At 65.9% G+C, this 16,824-nt stretch carries 19 protein-coding genes and 1 pseudogene; 13 read left to right on the top strand and 7 right to left on the bottom strand.

From position 1 onward, the window contains the following. Nucleotides 1-4 precede the first annotated feature (4 nt). Nucleotides 5-1,570 carry a thymidine phosphorylase family protein gene (locus tag ACSJDS_RS15970; RefSeq protein ID WP_473034114.1) on the bottom strand — a complete coding sequence of 522 codons (1,566 nt, stop codon included), beginning with the start codon at nucleotides 1,568-1,570 and terminating at the stop codon, nucleotides 5-7. Between the two features lie 221 nt (nucleotides 1,571-1,791). Between ACSJDS_RS15970 and ACSJDS_RS15975 the strand changes: the two genes are divergently transcribed. From ACSJDS_RS15975 to ACSJDS_RS16000, 6 genes are all read left to right on the top strand, one after another. Beyond that, the gene (locus ACSJDS_RS15975) at nucleotides 1,792-2,730 is read left to right on the top strand and encodes a 2-dehydropantoate 2-reductase (protein ID WP_473034116.1); all 939 of its coding nucleotides are present in this window, start codon (nucleotides 1,792-1,794) and stop codon (nucleotides 2,728-2,730) included. A gap of 260 nt (nucleotides 2,731-2,990) precedes the next feature. Next, a complete protein-coding gene (locus ACSJDS_RS15980) occupies nucleotides 2,991-3,656 on the top strand; it encodes an ABC transporter permease (protein WP_473034118.1) in 666 nt (221 codons plus the stop codon). Between the two features lie 43 nt (nucleotides 3,657-3,699). Then, nucleotides 3,700-4,860 carry an ABC transporter ATP-binding protein gene (locus ACSJDS_RS15985; RefSeq protein WP_473034119.1) on the top strand — a complete coding sequence of 387 codons (1,161 nt, stop codon included), beginning with the start codon at nucleotides 3,700-3,702 and terminating at the stop codon, nucleotides 4,858-4,860. A gap of 3 nt (nucleotides 4,861-4,863) precedes the next feature. After that, nucleotides 4,864-5,595, top strand: coding sequence for an ABC transporter permease (locus ACSJDS_RS15990; RefSeq protein WP_473034120.1), 732 nt, complete (start codon nucleotides 4,864-4,866; stop codon nucleotides 5,593-5,595). Between the two features lie 53 nt (nucleotides 5,596-5,648). After that, nucleotides 5,649-6,530, top strand: coding sequence for a glycine betaine ABC transporter substrate-binding protein (locus tag ACSJDS_RS15995; protein WP_473034121.1), 882 nt, complete (start codon nucleotides 5,649-5,651; stop codon nucleotides 6,528-6,530). Between the two features lie 117 nt (nucleotides 6,531-6,647). Further along, on the top strand, nucleotides 6,648-7,070 hold the full coding sequence (locus tag ACSJDS_RS16000) for a secondary thiamine-phosphate synthase enzyme YjbQ (RefSeq protein ID WP_473034122.1): 423 nt from the start codon (nucleotides 6,648-6,650) through the stop codon (nucleotides 7,068-7,070). 9 nt (nucleotides 7,071-7,079) lie between these two features. Here the strand turns inward: ACSJDS_RS16000 and ACSJDS_RS16005 are convergent, their stop codons facing one another. The 4 genes from ACSJDS_RS16005 to ACSJDS_RS16020 form a co-directional block, all read right to left on the bottom strand. Beyond that, the gene (locus ACSJDS_RS16005) at nucleotides 7,080-7,451 is read right to left on the bottom strand and encodes a thiol-disulfide oxidoreductase DCC family protein (RefSeq protein WP_473034123.1); all 372 of its coding nucleotides are present in this window, start codon (nucleotides 7,449-7,451) and stop codon (nucleotides 7,080-7,082) included. 133 nt (nucleotides 7,452-7,584) lie between these two features. Next, nucleotides 7,585-9,075 carry a CoA-acylating methylmalonate-semialdehyde dehydrogenase gene (locus tag ACSJDS_RS16010; RefSeq protein WP_473034124.1) on the bottom strand — a complete coding sequence of 497 codons (1,491 nt, stop codon included), beginning with the start codon at nucleotides 9,073-9,075 and terminating at the stop codon, nucleotides 7,585-7,587. A 16-nt stretch (nucleotides 9,076-9,091) separates the two neighbouring features. Next, a complete protein-coding gene (locus tag ACSJDS_RS16015) occupies nucleotides 9,092-10,375 on the bottom strand; it encodes a M24 family metallopeptidase (RefSeq protein ID WP_473034125.1) in 1,284 nt (427 codons plus the stop codon). Between the two features lie 110 nt (nucleotides 10,376-10,485). After that, on the bottom strand, nucleotides 10,486-11,043 hold the full coding sequence (locus tag ACSJDS_RS16020) for a HalD/BesD family halogenase (protein WP_473034126.1): 558 nt from the start codon (nucleotides 11,041-11,043) through the stop codon (nucleotides 10,486-10,488). A 445-nt stretch (nucleotides 11,044-11,488) separates the two neighbouring features. Between ACSJDS_RS16020 and ACSJDS_RS16025 the strand changes: the two genes are divergently transcribed. From ACSJDS_RS16025 to ACSJDS_RS16045, 5 genes and pseudogenes are all read left to right on the top strand, one after another. After that, nucleotides 11,489-12,394: a LysR family transcriptional regulator gene (locus tag ACSJDS_RS16025; RefSeq protein WP_473034127.1), complete on the top strand. Its 906-nt coding sequence runs from the start codon at nucleotides 11,489-11,491 to the stop codon at nucleotides 12,392-12,394. Nucleotides 12,395-12,451: 57 nt separating this feature from the next. After that, complete coding sequence (locus tag ACSJDS_RS16030; protein ID WP_473034128.1) at nucleotides 12,452-13,183, top strand: nitrilase-related carbon-nitrogen hydrolase; 732 nt, start codon at nucleotides 12,452-12,454, stop codon at nucleotides 13,181-13,183. Between the two features lie 270 nt (nucleotides 13,184-13,453). Next, nucleotides 13,454-13,687, top strand: a pseudogene (locus ACSJDS_RS16035) (class I SAM-dependent methyltransferase); the annotation flags it as partial. Nucleotides 13,688-13,782: 95 nt separating this feature from the next. Beyond that, nucleotides 13,783-13,962, top strand: a complete 180-nt coding sequence (locus ACSJDS_RS16040) for a hypothetical protein (RefSeq protein WP_473035111.1) — start codon at nucleotides 13,783-13,785, stop codon at nucleotides 13,960-13,962. Next, nucleotides 13,959-14,129, top strand: a complete 171-nt coding sequence (locus tag ACSJDS_RS16045) for a hypothetical protein (protein ID WP_473034130.1) — start codon at nucleotides 13,959-13,961, stop codon at nucleotides 14,127-14,129. The genes ACSJDS_RS16040 and ACSJDS_RS16045 overlap by 4 nt, the downstream gene beginning before the upstream one ends. Nucleotides 14,130-14,196: 67 nt before the next feature. Here the strand turns inward: ACSJDS_RS16045 and ACSJDS_RS16050 are convergent, their stop codons facing one another. Then, nucleotides 14,197-14,676: a YbhB/YbcL family Raf kinase inhibitor-like protein gene (locus ACSJDS_RS16050; protein ID WP_473034131.1), complete on the bottom strand. Its 480-nt coding sequence runs from the start codon at nucleotides 14,674-14,676 to the stop codon at nucleotides 14,197-14,199. 89 nt (nucleotides 14,677-14,765) lie between these two features. Between ACSJDS_RS16050 and ACSJDS_RS16055 the strand changes: the two genes are divergently transcribed. Together ACSJDS_RS16055 and ACSJDS_RS16060 are read left to right on the top strand one after the other, a co-directional pair. Then, nucleotides 14,766-15,227 carry a flavodoxin family protein gene (locus ACSJDS_RS16055; protein WP_473034132.1) on the top strand — a complete coding sequence of 154 codons (462 nt, stop codon included), beginning with the start codon at nucleotides 14,766-14,768 and terminating at the stop codon, nucleotides 15,225-15,227. 291 nt (nucleotides 15,228-15,518) lie between these two features. Beyond that, a complete protein-coding gene (locus ACSJDS_RS16060; RefSeq protein ID WP_473034133.1) occupies nucleotides 15,519-16,499 on the top strand; it encodes a TAXI family TRAP transporter solute-binding subunit in 981 nt (326 codons plus the stop codon). A gap of 108 nt (nucleotides 16,500-16,607) precedes the next feature. Here the strand turns inward: ACSJDS_RS16060 and ACSJDS_RS16065 are convergent, their stop codons facing one another. Next, nucleotides 16,608-16,811: a CCGSCS motif protein gene (locus ACSJDS_RS16065; RefSeq protein WP_473034134.1), complete on the bottom strand. Its 204-nt coding sequence runs from the start codon at nucleotides 16,809-16,811 to the stop codon at nucleotides 16,608-16,610. Nucleotides 16,812-16,824: the final 13 nt, after the last annotated feature.

Here is a 16,824-nt window from a genome sequence, read left to right on the forward strand (position 1 = left end):
ACGTTCAAGCGGGTGATCGCCTCGGGCGAACCGACGCCAACCCCGCTGTCACGCTCGCTCGAACGATAGGCGAAAGCGAGTTCGTTGCGATGGGCGGCGTAGACCCGATACAGCGGCTGCCCCACCTGCACGCTATCGCCGATGTGCACCAGCACATCGACCCGGCGCCGGAGGCCTTGGGGGCGCCGGCCAGCCGGGCGATACGCGCCAGTTTGAGGTTGTCGATACCGGTGACCACGCCGCTCTGCCGGGCCGCGACCTCGAAGTGCTGCGATGCCAGCGGCGGATGTTCAAGGTCGAAGGGCCTGGCCCCCTGGGCGGCGATGATCGCCCGCATCTTCTCCAGCGCACGGCCGGAATCGAGAATGTCGCGGGCGATACTGAAGCCGTCGCCGCCGCGCACGTCGGGGTCGAACTCCAGCATGCGCCCGGCCAGACGCAGCGATTTCTGACGCAGGTCCATGGGGGCATCTGGATGGTGAGTGAGCACCCGCATCACATCGCGCGCCTCCAGTACCGGACCGATGCCGGCGCCGATGGGCTGGCTGCCATCGGTGATCACCACGTCCAGGGTCAGCCCCATGCGCCGGGCGACGAACTCGAAGAGCTTGCGCAGCTGGCGCGCCTCGGGCATCGAGCGCACCTTGGCGTGGGGGCCCACGGGGATGTCGAGCAGCAGATGGGTGGAGCCGGCGGCGGCCTTCTTGGAAAGGATCGAGGCCACCATCTGGCCCGGCGAATCGATGGAAAGCGGACGCTCCACCGAGATCAGCACATCATCGGCCGGCGACAGCTGGCTGGTGCCGCCCCAGGCCAGGCAGCCGCGGTGGGTCCGCACGATCTCGCCAAGGTCGTCGAATGGCAGGTCGACGTTGGCCAGCACCTCCATGGTATCGGCGGTGCCCGACGGCGAGGTGATGGCCCGGGACGACGTCTTGGGGCAGAGCAGGCCGTGGGCGGCGACGATGGGCACCACCAGCATTGAGGTGCGGTTGCCGGGGATCCCACCAATGCAGTGCTTGTCGACCACCGGATGCTCGTGCCAGTCCAGACGCCGCCCCACCCGGCCCATGGCATCGCTGAGGTAGAACACCTCCTCGCGATCCAACTCGCCGCGGTCGCAGGCCACCACGAAGGCCGTCAGCTCGATCTTGGAGTAGCGCAGTTCGGCGATGTCTCGGATGATGCCGCAGAAGTCATCGCGGGATAGCCGCTCGCCGGCCAGCTTGCGGTGCAGGGCGGGAATCGAGGCCGGCGGCTCGGCCTGGGAGACACTCACCGGATGTCCCTCCGCCACCCCCAGCGAGGCGTAGGCGTCCTCGGAGAGCCCCAGCTGCTGGCAGTCCACGATAGCCGCGTCATCCACCACGTTGAGACTCGCCAGGATACGCTGGCCGTTGGCCCGCACTTCCACCTTGGAGAGGGCCTGAAACCCCTCGGCCCGATAGAGATCGCAGTCGCGGTGCAGGTAGGCGACGTTCTCGCGATAGGTGTCGATGCCGACCCGCTTCAAGGCGAGAGGCGAAAGGGTAGCGTCCAGCGCCTTGGCGGCGGAGCGTCTCTTGTTCACGGCGGTCTTCCCTGCAGCGCAGGCCGGCAGCACCCGGCCCGGTGTCACGCGATCTTCATCGATGGCCTATCCTAGCAACCCCGTAGACCAGCGTCATGCAGCATCCGGCACGGGATGAGGCGCGCCTTCGAATGCGCGACGCTCTCCCTCGACAGTCATGCCGACTCCGCCATTCGGGTGTAGGCTGACAGAAGGCGAACCATCCCCCTGCAGGAGTCAACATGAAATTCGCAATCATGGGCAGCGGCGGGGTCGGCGGCTACTTCGGCGCGCGGCTCGCGGAAGCCGGCGAAGACGTCACCTTCATTGCCCGCGGCGAGCATCTGGCAGCCATCCGTCAAGACGGCCTTCGGGTCACGAGCATCAAGGGTGACGTGACCATCCACCCGGCCAGCGCCAGCGATGACCCGGCCAGCGTGGGCGAGGTGGACTGCGTGATCCTTGCGGTGAAGGCCTGGCAGGTAGGCGAAGCCGCCGAGGCTATCCGACCGATGATCGGCCCCGACAGCTTCGTGCTGCCGTTGGAGAACGGCGTCGAGGCCGCCAACACCCTCGAAGAGGCGCTGGGGGCCGACGTCGTGCTGGAAGGCCTGTGCGGCATTCTCGCCTGGCGCGAGGCTCCCGGGCGGATCCGCCACGCCGGCGTGGACCCCTTCGTGCGCTTCAGCGAGCGCGACAACCGCACCAGCGACCGGGTCATGCGCCTCAAGGCCGCCTTCGACGGAGCCCCAGGCGTCAACGCCGAGATTCCCGACGACATCCAGGTGGCCCTGTGGAGCAAGTTCCTGTTCATCTGCGCCATGAGCGGTATCGGCGGGGTGACTCGCGCCCCGATCGGCGTGACCCGTAGGCTCCCCGAGACCCGCCGGCTCATCGAGCAGATGCTCGAGGAAATCGACGCCGTGGCTCGGGCTCACGGCGTCGATTTTCCCGACGATGCCGCCGCACGAGCCATGCGCTTCATCGATGCCCTGCCGGCGGACAGCACCGCCTCCATGCAGCGCGACATCGAGGCAGGCAGGCCCTCGGAACTGGAGTCCCAGAACGGCGCCGTGGTTCGACTAGGACAGGCTGCGGGCGTGGCGACACCGGTCAACGCGATCATCTACGCGGCCCTGCTGCCCCAGGAGCAGGCGGCCCGTCGGGAGGACACCGTCTAGAACGCCCATTCCCCGCAGCCTCTGCCAGGCGTATCAGCACTATCAATTCTAATCATTGAGCATCGTCATCCATCAACAAGCCAAATGGATGACGGGCTCTGCTAAGCTGATGGCGCTGCAGCGGGGCATTTTGTCGCACCCCGCTCACCTTCCACCGCCCTCATGAACGCCCCCTGGCAACCGCGCTGCTGCTGCGCAACGGGGAGTGGGGAACTGCGGCCCCGGCCTGACCGGCGGCCGTGCTCGAGAGGAGACCGCACTTGGAATTGATTCAGTACGCACTGGATAACCTGGATCTGCTGATCACCCGCACTATCGAGCATATTGCCCTGGTGGGCGTGGCGGTGGGCATCGCCACCCTGACCGGCGTGCCCATCGGGATCGCCATCACCAAGAACGAGCGAGCGGCGCGTCTGGTGCTCTACCTGGCCTCGATCATCGTCACCATCCCCTCGATCGCCCTGTTCGGCATCATGATCCCGGTGCTGTCGATCTTCGGCCACGGTATCGGCTATGTGCCGGCGGTGATCGCGGTGCTGCTCTATTCGCAGCTGCCGATCATCCGCAACACCTACACCGCCATCAACAACGTCAATCCGGCGCTGCGCGAGGCCGCCCGGGGCATCGGCATGAGCCCCAACCAGCGCCTTCGCCTGGTGGAAATTCCGCTGGCGGTACCGGTGATCATGGCCGGTGTGCGCACTGCCGTGGTGCTCAACATCGGGGTGATGGCGATCGCCGCCTATATCGGCGCCGGCGGCCTTGGCACCTTCATCAGCCGCGGCATCTCCCAGTCGGATCCCCGCCAGCTGATCGTCGGGGCCGTCGCCGTGAGCCTGCTGGCGATCATCGTCGACTACACCCTGCTCTACGTGCAGAAGCGGCTGACGCCCAAGGGCATGGAGCGCGCCGCGGAGACGGCCTGACCGTCCACTCAATAACGCCCCTCGCCCCTGACAAGGAAACCACATGATCGAACTCGATAACCTGACCAAGGTCTTCGATACGCCCAAGGGCGCCGTGGTCGCCGCCGACCATATCAGCATGGAGGTGCCGCCAGGCGAGATCTGCATCCTGCTCGGCCCCTCCGGCTGCGGCAAGACCACCACCCTGAAGATGATCAACCGCATCGTGAAGCCCACCTCCGGCAAGGTGTTCATCAACGGTGAAGACACCACCGGCATGGACACCCAGACCCTGCGGCGCAACATCGGCTACGTGATCCAGCAGATCGGGCTGTTTCCCAACATGACCATCGAGGAGAACATCACGGTGGTCCCCAAGCTGCTGGGCTGGGACAAGGCGAAGTACCGCGAACGGGCTCGCGAGCTGATGGCCATGATCGCCCTGGAACCCGACGCCTTTCTCAAGCGCTATCCCAGCGAGCTGTCGGGTGGCCAGCAGCAGCGCATCGGGGTGGCGCGGGCACTCGCCGCCGACCCGCCGGTGATGCTGATGGACGAGCCCTTCGGCGCCATCGACCCGATCAACCGAGCGGTGATCCAGGACGAGTTTCTCAAGATGCAGCAGGAACTCAAGAAGACCATCATGTTCGTCAGCCACGATATCGACGAGGCGATCAAGATGGGCGACAGGATCGCCGTCTTCCGCGAAGGCAAGCTGGTGCAGTACTCCGCCCCCGACGACCTGCTGGCCGCCCCCAGGGACGCTTTCGTCGAGTCCTTCCTGGGCGAGGACCGGGCGCTGAAGCGACTCAATCTGGTCAAGGTGCGCGATATCGTCACCGACGAGATCGGCACCGTCTCTCCCGGCGATACCCTGGAGAACGCCCTGACCCGGATCGACGACTTCGGCTACCAGAACGCGATTCTGATGGTCAACGATCACCGCCAGCCCGCCGGCATCATCAGCCGCTCGATCGCCCGCACCACCAAGGGCTACTGCCGCGATCATTTCCAGGCGGTGCCGGCGATGATCGGCCTGGACGACGACCTTCGCAAGGCCGCCTCACTGATGTTCGCCCATGACATCACGTGGCTGCCCTGCGTGGATGACACCGGCAAGGTGTGCGGCCAGATCACCCAGCGTGCCATGACCCGTCACCTGGGCGCCCGTTTCCGAGCACGCCAGGGCGATGCCGAGAACCCCGATACCGCCATCAAGGAGTGATCGATGCCCATTCAGACCGTGAAAGGGGCCCTGCGCGCACTGCTGCTGGTGGCGATCTTCTTCGCTGGGGTATGGAGCCACTCGAGCGGGCTCATCGACGACTTCCTCTGGTACTTGCCCGATGTCCAGTACCTGATGGGGGAGCACCTGTGGCTGACCGCCGTGTCAGGCGGTCTGGCGATCCTCGTCGCGATCCCGCTCGGGATCCTGCTCTCGCGTCCCAGCATGGCGCGCTGGGCCGAGTCGCTGATGCAGGTGCTCAATGTCGGCACCACCATTCCCACGCTGGCGGTGCTGGCGCTCTCCATGAGCTTTCTCGGTATCGGCACCGTGCCGGCGGTGTTCGGGCTCTTCGTGGCCACCCTGCTGCCGATCACCCGCAACACCTATGCCGGGCTCAAGGGGGTCAACCCCGCCCTGATGGAAGCCGCCGCCGGCATTGGCATGTCGCCTACCCAGCGGCTGTTCAAGGTGGAGCTGCCCAATGCCCTCTACGTGATCTTCGCCGGCATGCGCACCGCGCTCACCATCAATGTGGGCACGGTACCGCTAGCCTTCCTGATCGGCGCCGGCGGGCTTGGCGAGCTGATCTTCACCGGCATCGATCTCTATGACCCGGTGATGATGCTGGCCGGCGCCATTCCCACCGCGCTGCTGGCCATTGTGGTCGATGCCTTCATCGCCTTCATCGCCTTCATCGTGGTGCCACGCGGGGTGAATCCCGCCCGGGCCTGAGCCACGACATACCGCAACACCCCGACGACAACGCAGCAAAGAGGTAACCAACCATGAAAAAACTGATCAGCACGCTCACCGGCCTGACCTTGGCCGGCACCATGGCCGCCGCCCAGGCAGGCGACATCACGGTAGGCGGCAAGAACTTCACCGAGCAGCAGATCCTTTCCAGCATGACCAGCCAATACCTGGAGGGGCTCGGCTATGACGTCGACACCCGCGCCGGCATGGGCTCAGCCGTGCTGCGCCAGGCCCAGGAGAACGGTCAGATCGACCTCTACTGGGAGTACACCGGCACCTCGCTGATCAACTACAACGACATCAGCGAGCGCCTGGGTCCCGAGGAGACCTATGAGCGGGTCAAGGAGCTCGATGCCGAGAAGGGCCTGGTATGGCTCGCCCCCTCCGCGGCCAACAACACCTACGCCCTGGCCATGCGGGCCGATGACGCCGAGGCGCGAGGCATTCACTCGCTCTCCGACCTGGCCGAGGCCATCAATGATGGCGAAGCCCTGGAAGTCGGCCTGAACGCCGAGTTCTATGCCCGCGACGACGGCTGGCGTCCGCTGATGGAAGCCTACGAGTTCCGCGTCGGCCGCCGAGAGGTCAGCCGCATGGACACCGGCTTGGTCTACCAGGCGCTGCGCGACGGCAACGTTGACGTGGGGCTTGTCTTTGCCACCGACGGTCGCATTCCGGCCTTCGACTTTCATGTGCTGGAGGACGACCGCGAATTCTTCCCCGCCTACGCCCTGACCCCGGTGGTGCGCCAGGAGACCCTCGACGAATTCCCCGAGCTCGAAGAGCAGATGAACGCTCTCTCCGCCCTGCTCGACGACGAGACCATGGCAACGCTCAACGCCCGCGTCGACGTCGATCGTGAAACCATCGAGCGCGTGGCCCAGCATTTCCTCGAGGAGCAGGGCCTGCTGTAAGGCGCCGAGGCCGCCGATCCGGCGGCCTCCTGTCGTTTCTGGAGACATGCCTTATCATGGGCCCAGGCCCGCCCCAGCGGGCAGGCAAGCGCCGACTCACGACAGGAGAAGAGCGAGATGTGGCACCAGCAGGAGATTCGTCTACCCGCCCGCGAGCGAGGCTTTCACCTGATCACCGACCGGGTCCTGGACGCCATGCCCGAGCTGGCCGACTGCCGAGTTGGCCTGCTGCATCTGCAGCTGCTCCACACCTCGGCCTCGCTGACCCTTAACGAGAACGCCGACCCCGACGTTCGCCACGACCTGGATGCCTTCCTGCGCCGTCTGGTACCGGGGGACCTGCCCTACTTTCGCCACACCCTGGAGGGCCCCGACGACATGCCCGCCCATGTCATCGCTAGCCTGCTGGGCACCCAGCTGACCCTGGCGGTACGCGAGGGGCGCCTGGCGCTGGGCACCTGGCAGGGCATCTGGTTCGGCGAGCACCGCGACCACGGTGGGTCGCGGCGGCTGATGGCGACGCTCAGCGGCGAGGCGTGATGGCAGCGCTCACGGCAGGCGCCCCTCCCGGGCCAGGCGCCGCCTGACCCAGCCGTCATACAGCCAGCGCAATGCCGGCTTGAGCCCGGGCAGGCCGATCAGCCAGGCCAGAGGGCGCAGGCGCGGCACCCGGCGCATCAGCAGAATATAGGCATCGATACCCTCAACGATGGGCCCGCCCTGCTCTTCCACGTGCAGCGAGAGCAGCGCCGCCTGCGGGTCGATGCCCTTCTCCCGCAGCGTCTCCTGATGCTCGGTCACGTCGCACCACACCACCTGCCGGCCGGCCTCACCGGCCCAGCGTTCGTAGCGGGCGCGATCACGACGGCAGCCGGGGCAGAGGCCGTCGTAGTAAACCTTGAGCAGTGTCATATCGGGCATAGGGGCGTCTCATCGCGCTGACCGTGGAAGGACTATCATGGCAGAGCCTGGCCGGCCGAGGCCATGACACACGCCCTCGCCCATCACCTTGGATGGGCGAGGGCGAGTCAGACGCTGAGCGGGTGGTGAAGGGTCAGTTCGAGGGGAAGCTGAACTGCGCCGACTCCTGGGCCTGGGACGAGGGCCAGCGCTGCGAGACGGCCTTGCGGCGGGTATAAAAGCGCACGGCGTCGGGTCCGTAGGCGTGAAGGTCGCCGAACAGCGACTCCTTCCAGCCGCCGAAGCTGTGGAACGCCACCGGAACCGGCAGGGGCACGTTGATGCCCACCATGCCCACCTCGATAGCGTCGGCAAAGCACCGCGCCGCCTCGCCGTCGCGGGTAAACACGCAGGTGCCGTTGCCGTACTGGTGGGCATTGATCAGGTCGATGGCCGCCTCGAAGGTCTCGACGCGCACCACGCAGAGCACCGGGCCGAAGATCTCGTCGCGATAGATGGACATCTCCGGTGTGACCCGGTCGAACAGGGTAGCGCCCAGGAAGTAGCCCGGCGACGCCTCCACCAGCGGGTGCCGGCGGCCGTCCACCACCAGCTCGGCGCCGGCGGCCTCGCCCTGGGCGATATAGCCGGCCACCTTGTCGCGGTGCGCGGCGTTGACCAGGGCGCCCATGTCGAGGCCCTTCTCGGTGCCGGGGCCGATCTTCAGGGTACGCGCCTGCTCGCCAAGCCGCTCCACCAGCGCATCGGCGGTGGCCTCGCCCACGCAGACCGCCACCGAGATCGCCATGCAGCGCTCGCCGGCGCTGCCGTAAGCGGCCCCGACCAGGGTGCTGGCGGCGTTATCCAGGTCGGCGTCCGGCAGTACCACGGCGTGGTTCTTGGCCCCACCCAGGGCCTGGACGCGCTTGCCATTGTCGGCGCCGCGGCGGTAGATCGCCTTCGCCACCGGCGTGGAGCCGACGAAGGAGAGCGCCTTGACCGCCGGCGCGTCGATCAGCGCCTCCACGGCCTCGCGGTCGCCGTGCACCACCTGGAAGAGCCCCGCCGGCAGCCCCGCCTCCTCCAGCAGCTCGGCCATCTTGAGGGCCGCCGAGGGCGTCTGCTCGGAGGGCTTGAGGATGAAGGCGTTGCCGCAGGCCAGCGCCATGGGAAACATCCACAGCGACACCATGGCCGGAAAATTGAAGGGCGTGATACCGGCGACGATGCCCAGCGGCTGGTGGTGGGAGAAGGTATCGATGCCCGGCCCGGCGTTGTGGGAGTACTCGCCCTTGAGCAGCTCCGGTACCCCGCAGGCATATTCCACGTTCTCGATGCCGCGCTTGAGCTCGCCCATGGCGTCTTCCAGCACCTTGCCGTGCTCGCGGCTGATCAGCGAGCAGAGCGCGTCGGCGTCGCGCTCCAGCAGCGTCTTGAAGCGAAACATCACCTGGGCACGCTTCGCCGGCGGGGCGTCGCGCCAGGCCGGCTGCGCCGCCCGGGCGGCCTCGATGGCGCGCTCGACGGTGGCGACATCGCCCCGCGGCACCCGAGCGATCGCCTCGGCGCTGGCGGGATTGATCACGTCCAGGTAGCGATCCCCCGCTGCGGGGTCGCCACCGATCCAGTGGGTCAGGGTCTGCATCTCGTGTCCTCGGGAGTCAGAATTCACGGCCGAGCAGTGCCTCGTTGAAGGGGTAGCGGGAAAGCTTTTCGATGCCGGTGTCGGTGATCAGCACCTCTTCCTCGAGCTTGACGCCGTCGGCGGCCCCCACCTCGCCGATGTAGCTCTCCACCGAGACCACCATGCCCGGCTCGAGGATGCCATCCTTGGAGAAGCGATCGAAGTCCATATGGTGGGCCACCAGCGGCGTCTCGCCGTGCATCCCCACTCCGTGGATGATCGAGGGATAGCGGCGGTCGAGGAAGCGCTCGGGGATCTTCCAGGCCTTCTCCGCGATCTCACGGTAGCTGATGCCGGGCTTAAGAATGCCCATGTTGTGGTGCACCTGGTCATAGGCCATGCGGTAGAGCTCGCGCTGATAGGCGCTGGGGCGCCCCGGCCCCACCGGGAAGGTGCGCGAGAAGTCGGAGTAGTAGCCGTGGCAGCCGATGGTGTCGGTGTCAAGGGCCACCAGCTCGCCGGGGCGGATCTTGCGGTCGCTGGCCTCGTGGAACCAGGGGTTGGTGCGCGGTCCGGAGTTGAGCAGGCGGGTCTCGATGAACTCGCCGCCGCCGCGGATCACCTCACCGTACATGATGGCGAACAGCTCGTTCTCGGTGACCCCGGGCCGGATGGCGGCCTCCACCTCGGCCACCGAGGCCTCGCTTGCCGCCATGGACTGGGCCAGGCAGGCGATCTCCTCGGGGGTCTTGATGCGCCGACAGTGCAGGGTGTCCTGCATGCAGTCGTAGACGTCCAGCCCCTGGGCCTCCAGGGAGCGAGCCAGGTTGAGGGCGCAGCGGTCCAGGCCGACCTTCCGGTTGCCACGGCCGTGTTCCTCCACCAGCTCGGCAATCTCCACGCCGAAGGGGTCCGAGGAGAGATTGTCGCGCTGGTTCACCGCCGACCACACCACCTTGGAGGTGCGCGACTCGTCGATGGTCTCCAGCCAGGTGGAGACATGGGCGCTGCCCGGGTATTCGAACAGAATGATCGGGCCGTCCAGCGGCACATAGATATAGCGCGTGGAGTTGCGCAGGAAGTAGCCGAACATGTTGCGCGAGCCGGTGGCGTAGCGCTGGTTGTTGGGGTCAAACAGCACCAGGGCGGCGTAGCCCTGCTCGGCCATCATGGCCCTCAGGCGTGCCAGGCGGCCGGCGCGCAGCTGCTTGGGATCGAAGGCGGTGGGGATGCTGTCGCCGTTGGCCATCGGGGCCGAGGGCACGACCGGAATCCGGTCCGGTTCACTATCGGTCAGCTGCTCTGACTCTACGATGCTCATGGGGGTCTCTCGCTGTGTCGTCAGGGCGATGGCCGCAAGTCGCCGGCCATCGGCACGGTGTTGTTATGGCGGTTCGGGTTCGGGGACCGGCTCGGTGACAGACCCGGGGATCAGTCAGCGAGGCTGTCGGAGCGGCTCATACCCTCCTCCAGCAGCCGCTCGTGCACCGGCGCCATGCGCCCGAAGATGCGCTTGGCACGCTCGGGGCGGCCGATGAAGCCAGGCTCCTTGGCGTAGGCGAAGATCACGGTATGGCGCTCACGGTCACCCTCCACCGGGGTGACCCGATGCAGCGAGTAGCGGCCGAAGAACACCTGCAGATCACCGGGCTGAAGGTCGAGGCTCTTGAGCCGCGAGCGGTCGCCGTCGATCACCTTCTCCACCTCATCGAAGTTCTCGCCCTCGGGGCTGCGGATGCCCGGGGCATACTCGAAGCGGCCGCCGCCATGGGACTGGCGGGTCATCATGGTGACGATGAATTCGTTGGTGTCGTAGTGCCAGGGATGCTGGCAGCCCTCGCGCAGCACGTTGACCACCAGGTCGGCCAGGGGGTCGGCATACTGGTGAATTTCCTCCATGCCCACCACGGCGCCGATGAAGCGCTGAAAGCCGGGATGCTCATAGACCTGGCGGATGATGGTGTCGCCGTCGATGCGGTCACCGGCCACGAAGCCGTTGGTACGATCATCGAAGCGGTTGAGCGGGTGGCTGTCGGGCAGCTCGGGTCCCCGGCGCTGTTGTAGGGGTTGGTCTCGGTCTGGTTGTAGTGGGCCTGAGGCGAGAGGCGCTCGGTCTCGCGCTCCAGCCGCGCCAACGCCTCTTCGGGGACGAAATTCTTTAGCACCACGCAGCCGTCCTCAGCGAGCTGGCGGCGGCAGCTGTCGATCAGCTCGCGGCCTGCCGGGCTGTCGAGGTTGTCGATGGGGTAGCAGCCCAGATCGATCAGGCCGTCCAGGGAGTCGGTCGCTTGTGTCTCGGCCGTGGCATGCATCGGTCGTCGCTCCTGTCGTCGGGGAGGAAATGTTCGGGTTGTCGTGTGGACAGGGTAGTGACGACGAATTCATAATTGAAATGAATGGTTGAGATGAAACCCATTTGAGGAGCTCATTGATCATGGATACCGACCTGCTGCGCGCTTTCGTCACCGTCGCCGAATGTCAGGGCTTCAGTGCCGCCGGCAAGGTGCTGCACCGCACCCAGTCGGCGGTCAGTCTCCAGATCAAGCGGCTCGAGGACCAGATGAGCAAGGCGCTGTTCGAGCGCACCAGCCGCAGCGTGCTGCTGACGGCGTCCGGCGAGCGCTTGCTGCCCTATGCCCGACAGATGCTCAAGCTCGAGGACGAAGCCAGGGCGGTGCTGGGAGAGCGCCAGCAAGGGGAGCTGATCCGCTTCGGCACGTCCGAGGAGCAGGCCGCGACCTACCTGCCTCAGCTACTGCCGCGCTACGCAGCACGCTTTCCCGATTCCCGCCTAGAGATGAACTGCGAAATCAGCGCCTCACTGGTGAAGTGGTTTCAGGAGGGCCTGCTGGACGTGGTCTTGTCGGTGCGGCACGCCCCGACCCAGTCGGGCCACCTGCTGGGCTGGGAGCCGATGGTGTGGGTGGTGGCCGAGGATCGCCAGCCGCAGGCCTGGAGCCGCCTGCCGCTGGCGCTCAACCCGGAAGGCTGTATCTTCCGCGACCATGCCCTCGCCGCACTGGGGCGCGTAGATCGACGCTGGGAGCTGCGCTACACGAGCCAATCCCCACCGCCATCAACCTGCCCGTACAGGCGGGACTGGCGATCACGGTCAAGACTCCCCGCAGCATACCGCCAGGGTGTCGCATCGTCGGCGAGCAGGAGGGGCTGCCGCCCCTCGGCCAAGTGGAGATCGAATTGCACCGCCGGCCTGGACACAGCGGCGAGGCCCTGGAAGCCTTTTGCCAGGAACTCGAAAGCATCGTCACCGGCAGCGACGTCGTGGCCTCGCCGGAGCCTGGCGACACGGCCTTTTGAGCCGCGCATCACGAGCCGATGACTTCCCCTTGGGATTCGGCCCCGACTAGGCTTCTCACCCAAGACCCTTGAGGTTGCTATGCACTACCAAGACCGATTACTCGTTGGCGCCGCTCAGATCAACTGCCAGCTCGGCGAAGTCGACACCAACATCGAGCACCACCTGAACCTCATGGCGGAGGCCCGGCGACAAGGAGTCGAACTGCTCGTCTTCCCGGAGCTCTCGCTGACCGGCTATGGACTCGCCAGTCGCGTGATGCAGGTCGCCATGCCACTGGAAGACCCCCGCCTGGCATCACTGGCAAATGCCAGCGGCGATATGCAGACCGTAGTCGGCTTCGTCGAGGAAGCCAGCCCGGGCGAGTACTACAACGCCTTGGCCATCCTGCAGGACGGCGAGATCCTGGCGGTGCACCGCAAGCTCAATCTGCCCACCTACGGTGGACTCGAGGAGGGAAAGTGGTTCTGCCACGGCGAGGAGCTTACCTATGCGCAGGTGCGCCCGGGCTGGACGTCGACTCAGATGATCTGTGCCGACCTATGGAATCCCGCGCTGGTGCATGCCGCTCTCTTGGCGCGCCCGACCGTGTTATGTGCGCCGATAAACTCGGCATCGGGCATCGTCAGCGAGGAGTTCTCCAACGAGCAGAACTGGCTGCTGAACATTCGCTTCTATGCCATGACCTACGGTACGCCCGTGATCATGGCCAACCGCTTCGGTCCCGAAGGGGCAGCCATTTCTGGGGCGGTTCACGCATTCTCGGCCCTCGCGGCGAAACTCTTGCCGAGGCGGCGTCGGGCGATGCCCTGATCACCGCCCAACTGTCGCGCACCGCCATTGCCAAGGCGCGCTTCGAACTTCCCACCCAGCGTGACGCCGACAGCCCCTTGATTCGTGATCTGCTCTCGCGACAACGTCGATAGGCGGTGCCATCGACCCAATAGGTTATGCTGGTCACAAAGCGGCTTACCAACGCGCGCCAATGGAGGCACCATGTTTCAGTCCCCACGCTCCGTTCCCGGTCAGAGCCAGCGCGCTTTCGACATCGCCCGCCGTGCCGACCCCATGGCCATGCCTGGTATGGAAGCGGTAAAGCTGCTAGCCCCGTGTGCCGGCGAGCGCATCCTCGACCTGGGCTGCGGCGACGGCGCTCTGACTGAGACACTCGGCAGGTCCGGTGCCCAGCTGGTCGGCATTGATGCCTCTGAGTCTTTGGTCGAGGCGGCACTCGCCCGCGGCCTGCAGGCACGTCAGCTCGACGCCCATCGGCTGCCGTTCGATCATGAGTTCGATGCCGTGTTCAGCGGCACACTTCACTGGCTGCGCAACCACCAGGCGGTGATCGCCGGGGTACGCCGGGCGCTGAAGCCGGGGGACGCTTCGTTGCCGAGTTTGGCGGACACGGCAACATGGCCGCGGTGTGCACCGCCCTGGTGGCCGCCCTGGAGTTTCGGGGCATCAGCGCGATCGAGCGGCTACCGTGGTTCTTTCCCACCGTGGAAGAGTACCGGGAGATGCTGACCAGCGCGGGCTTTTCCATCGAGTCCATCGAGCTTGTGCCACTGCCCATGGCCCCTCCCGGGGGATGAATGGCTGGCTGGCCTCCTTCGCGGCTTCCATCCTGCACGACCTGGAGGAGGATGTGCGCGAGGCGATACTCGACAATGCCTCGACCTGGCTCGCTCCGAGCCTGTGCGACAGCCACGGCCAGTGGACCGTCGATGCAGTCCGGCTGAGGTTCAAGGCCCACGCCTGACCCTGGCTTGCCGACCCGCGGTGCGCACAACGTCGCGGGCCGACGTAAGCGAAGGCTCGGCGCCCCATCAGCTGCGCTGATAGGTCCCGACCAGCCGGTTCATGCCGATCAGGTGCGGCTCGACCCGCACCAGCAGGTCATGCAGGGTCAGCCCCTCGGGCAGGTCGTCGGTGGGCTTATCCATGGCCAGCACCCAGAAGTAGTACTGGTGCAGCCCATGCCCCTCCGGCGGCATGGGCCCGCCATAGCCGTGCTTACCGAAGTCGTTCTTGCCACGGGTGCCCACGGCGGTGGCCTCTTCCAGCGAACTGGTGGAGGCCGGGATGTTATACAGCACCCAGTGCACGAAACCATAGGCGCCATGCTGCACCAGCGGCGCATCGGGGTCGTGACAGATCACCGCAAAGCCCTTGGTCCCCTCCGGGGCGTCATGCCAGGCCAGCGGCGGTGAGACGTCATCGCCCTCGCCGGTATACTTGGCCGGGATGGCGTCACCGGCGGCAAAGGCTGCACTCTCCAATTGCATGTTCGACAGGGCAAATGCCATTGCAGGAATCCTCCTTGGTCCGAAAGGAATGGCGTACTCACTCAGTATCGCAGACCGCAGCGTTGATAAAACTCGCTAGACTGTCAAACATGAAACGACTGCTGATCGTGGCCCACGGGCCCTCACCCAATACGCAAGAGCTGCGCAAGGCCGCCGAACGCGGCGCCCGCGACCCGAATGTCGAAAACGTCGAGGTCGTGGTCAAACCACCGCTGGAAGCCGGTCCGGAAGACGTCCTGGCCTGCGATGCCATTCTGCTCGGCACCACCGAGAACCTCGGCTACATGAGCGGGGCGCTCAAGGACTTTTTCGACCGCAGCTACTACCCGATCCTCGAAGCGACGCAGGGGCTGCCCTGCGCGCTCTATATCCGCGCCGGACACGACGGCACCGGCACTCGTCGGGCTGTGGAGAGCATCGTCACGGGACTGCGCTGGCGCTGGGCGCAGGAACCGCTGATCCTGCGCGGGGAATGGCAGAGCGACTTCGTCGATCAGGTCGAGGAACTAGGACTTTACCTGGCCGCCGGGCTGGAGGCGGGCGTGCTGTAGCGAAATCCCCTTGCCACCATGGGCAGGGGTGCTATACCTCTCTATGTGCCACAGCCCCAACAATGCAGAATCTTGGGCGGCATATGGTCTCTCATGTAAAAAAAGAAAATATAAAAAGACACTAAATCAGAATAAACCACTGTCGACCAGATCCCGATGCGAAGCCATCACCAACGGCTTCCTCCCAGCCTCCCTACGTGATCCTGGTATGGCCTCTGGCCGGCTCACTGCCCCGAGGTGAGTCATGAAAGCAACTGCCCATCGTGTGGCCATCGGCCTTATCGGCCTGATGTGCTGGTATTCGTCGCCGGCATCATCCGACACCCCCTGATCATCGGTACCGCCAGCCCTGCCGGCGTCTACCACCTCGCGGGGCGCGTCCTGTGTCGGACCATCGACGTGCCCTGCCGGGCAGTGCCCAGCGATGGCTCGAGCGCCAATCTACAAGCCCTGCGCCGCGGCGAACTCACCCTGGCACTGGCCCAGTCCGATCTTCATCATTACGCCGCCACCGGTACGGAGGGGTTCCGCGAAGTTGGGCCGGACCCCGGCCTACGATCGGTCTTCTCCCTGCACAGCGAGCCCTTCACCCTGGTCGTGCGACGCGATGCCGGCATCCATCGACTCGACGACCTGGCGGGTCGTTCGGTCAACATCGGCAATCCCGGCTCCGGCCAGCGCGGCACCATGCTCAGGGTCATGGATGCTCGAGGCTGGAGCCGCAACAGCTTTCGCCAGGTCAACGAACTGCCTGCCGATCAGCAGGCCATGGAGCTTTGCCACGGCAACATTGACGCCATGGTCTATACCGTCGGTCATCCCAACGACTCGGTGGCCCAGGCAATCCGGCTGTGCAACGCCGCCCTGGTGGACGTGGAAGGCGCGGCGATCGACCTTCTGATCGCCGCCTACCCCTTCTTCAGCCGCGCCTGGATTCCCGGTGGGCTCTATGGTCCCGACCAGCCGGCGGTGCGGACCTTCGGCGTGCGCGCCACCCTGGTGACCACCGCGGATAGCGATCCGGAGCTCGTCTATCGTCTGGTATCCCGGGTCTTCGACAACTTGCTGCGCTTCAAAGCCTACCATCCGGCCTTTGGTACCCTGACCCCGGAGTCGATGATCGAAGAGGGACTCACCGCCCCGCTACATGAAGGCGCCCTGCGCTACTATCGCGAACAGGGCTGGATCGCACCGCAAGAGGCCAAGCCAGGCACCATCATGGTCGAGGAAGGCCCTGGGGAAATCGTCCCGGAAGTATCGAGCAGCGGCTGAGAAGGCGTTTTAGCCGAACGGTTAAGAGCAAAACGGGCATGCCTGGAAGGGCATGCCCGCTGCGTAACGTTCCGATGGCTGGCTGGCAGCCTGGCGCGCTGGCCGGGATCAGTGGCAAGAGCCGCAGCAAACGCCCGGTTCCCCATGCGGCTTCTTTTCGGCGTCGGCGCTGACGGCCTCGTCTTCGCCGACCTCGGCGACAGACGCCGCTGACGGAGCAGGCTCGAAGGTCTGAACGGCCTGACTCTCCGCAGCCGGGTTATCTTCTGCCTTGATTTTCTTGAGCAGGCTAGTGAGGAGTCCCATTGGCATTGCCTCGCGATGG

Source organism: Halomonas sp. SL18_1 (genome assembly GCF_055755715.1).

Coding starts and splice junctions, on each gene's coding strand:
- ACSJDS_RS15975 (WP_473034116.1), top strand. CDS start 1,792: ATGAAATTCGCAATCATGGGCAGCGGCGGGGTCGGCGGCTACTTCGGC.
- ACSJDS_RS15985 (WP_473034119.1), top strand. CDS start 3,700: ATGATCGAACTCGATAACCTGACCAAGGTCTTCGATACGCCCAAGGGC.
- ACSJDS_RS15990 (WP_473034120.1), top strand. CDS start 4,864: ATGCCCATTCAGACCGTGAAAGGGGCCCTGCGCGCACTGCTGCTGGTG.
- ACSJDS_RS15995 (WP_473034121.1), top strand. CDS start 5,649: ATGAAAAAACTGATCAGCACGCTCACCGGCCTGACCTTGGCCGGCACC.
- ACSJDS_RS16000 (WP_473034122.1), top strand. CDS start 6,648: ATGTGGCACCAGCAGGAGATTCGTCTACCCGCCCGCGAGCGAGGCTTT.
- ACSJDS_RS16005 (WP_473034123.1), bottom strand. CDS start 7,451: ATGCCCGATATGACACTGCTCAAGGTTTACTACGACGGCCTCTGCCCC.
- ACSJDS_RS16010 (WP_473034124.1), bottom strand. CDS start 9,075: ATGCAGACCCTGACCCACTGGATCGGTGGCGACCCCGCAGCGGGGGAT.
- ACSJDS_RS16015 (WP_473034125.1), bottom strand. CDS start 10,375: ATGAGCATCGTAGAGTCAGAGCAGCTGACCGATAGTGAACCGGACCGG.
- ACSJDS_RS16025 (WP_473034127.1), top strand. CDS start 11,489: ATGGATACCGACCTGCTGCGCGCTTTCGTCACCGTCGCCGAATGTCAG.
- ACSJDS_RS16030 (WP_473034128.1), top strand. CDS start 12,452: ATGCACTACCAAGACCGATTACTCGTTGGCGCCGCTCAGATCAACTGC.
- ACSJDS_RS16040 (WP_473035111.1), top strand. CDS start 13,783: ATGGCCGCGGTGTGCACCGCCCTGGTGGCCGCCCTGGAGTTTCGGGGC.
- ACSJDS_RS16045 (WP_473034130.1), top strand. CDS start 13,959: ATGAATGGCTGGCTGGCCTCCTTCGCGGCTTCCATCCTGCACGACCTG.
- ACSJDS_RS16050 (WP_473034131.1), bottom strand. CDS start 14,676: ATGGCATTTGCCCTGTCGAACATGCAATTGGAGAGTGCAGCCTTTGCC.
- ACSJDS_RS16055 (WP_473034132.1), top strand. CDS start 14,766: ATGAAACGACTGCTGATCGTGGCCCACGGGCCCTCACCCAATACGCAA.
- ACSJDS_RS16065 (WP_473034134.1), bottom strand. CDS start 16,811: ATGCCAATGGGACTCCTCACTAGCCTGCTCAAGAAAATCAAGGCAGAA.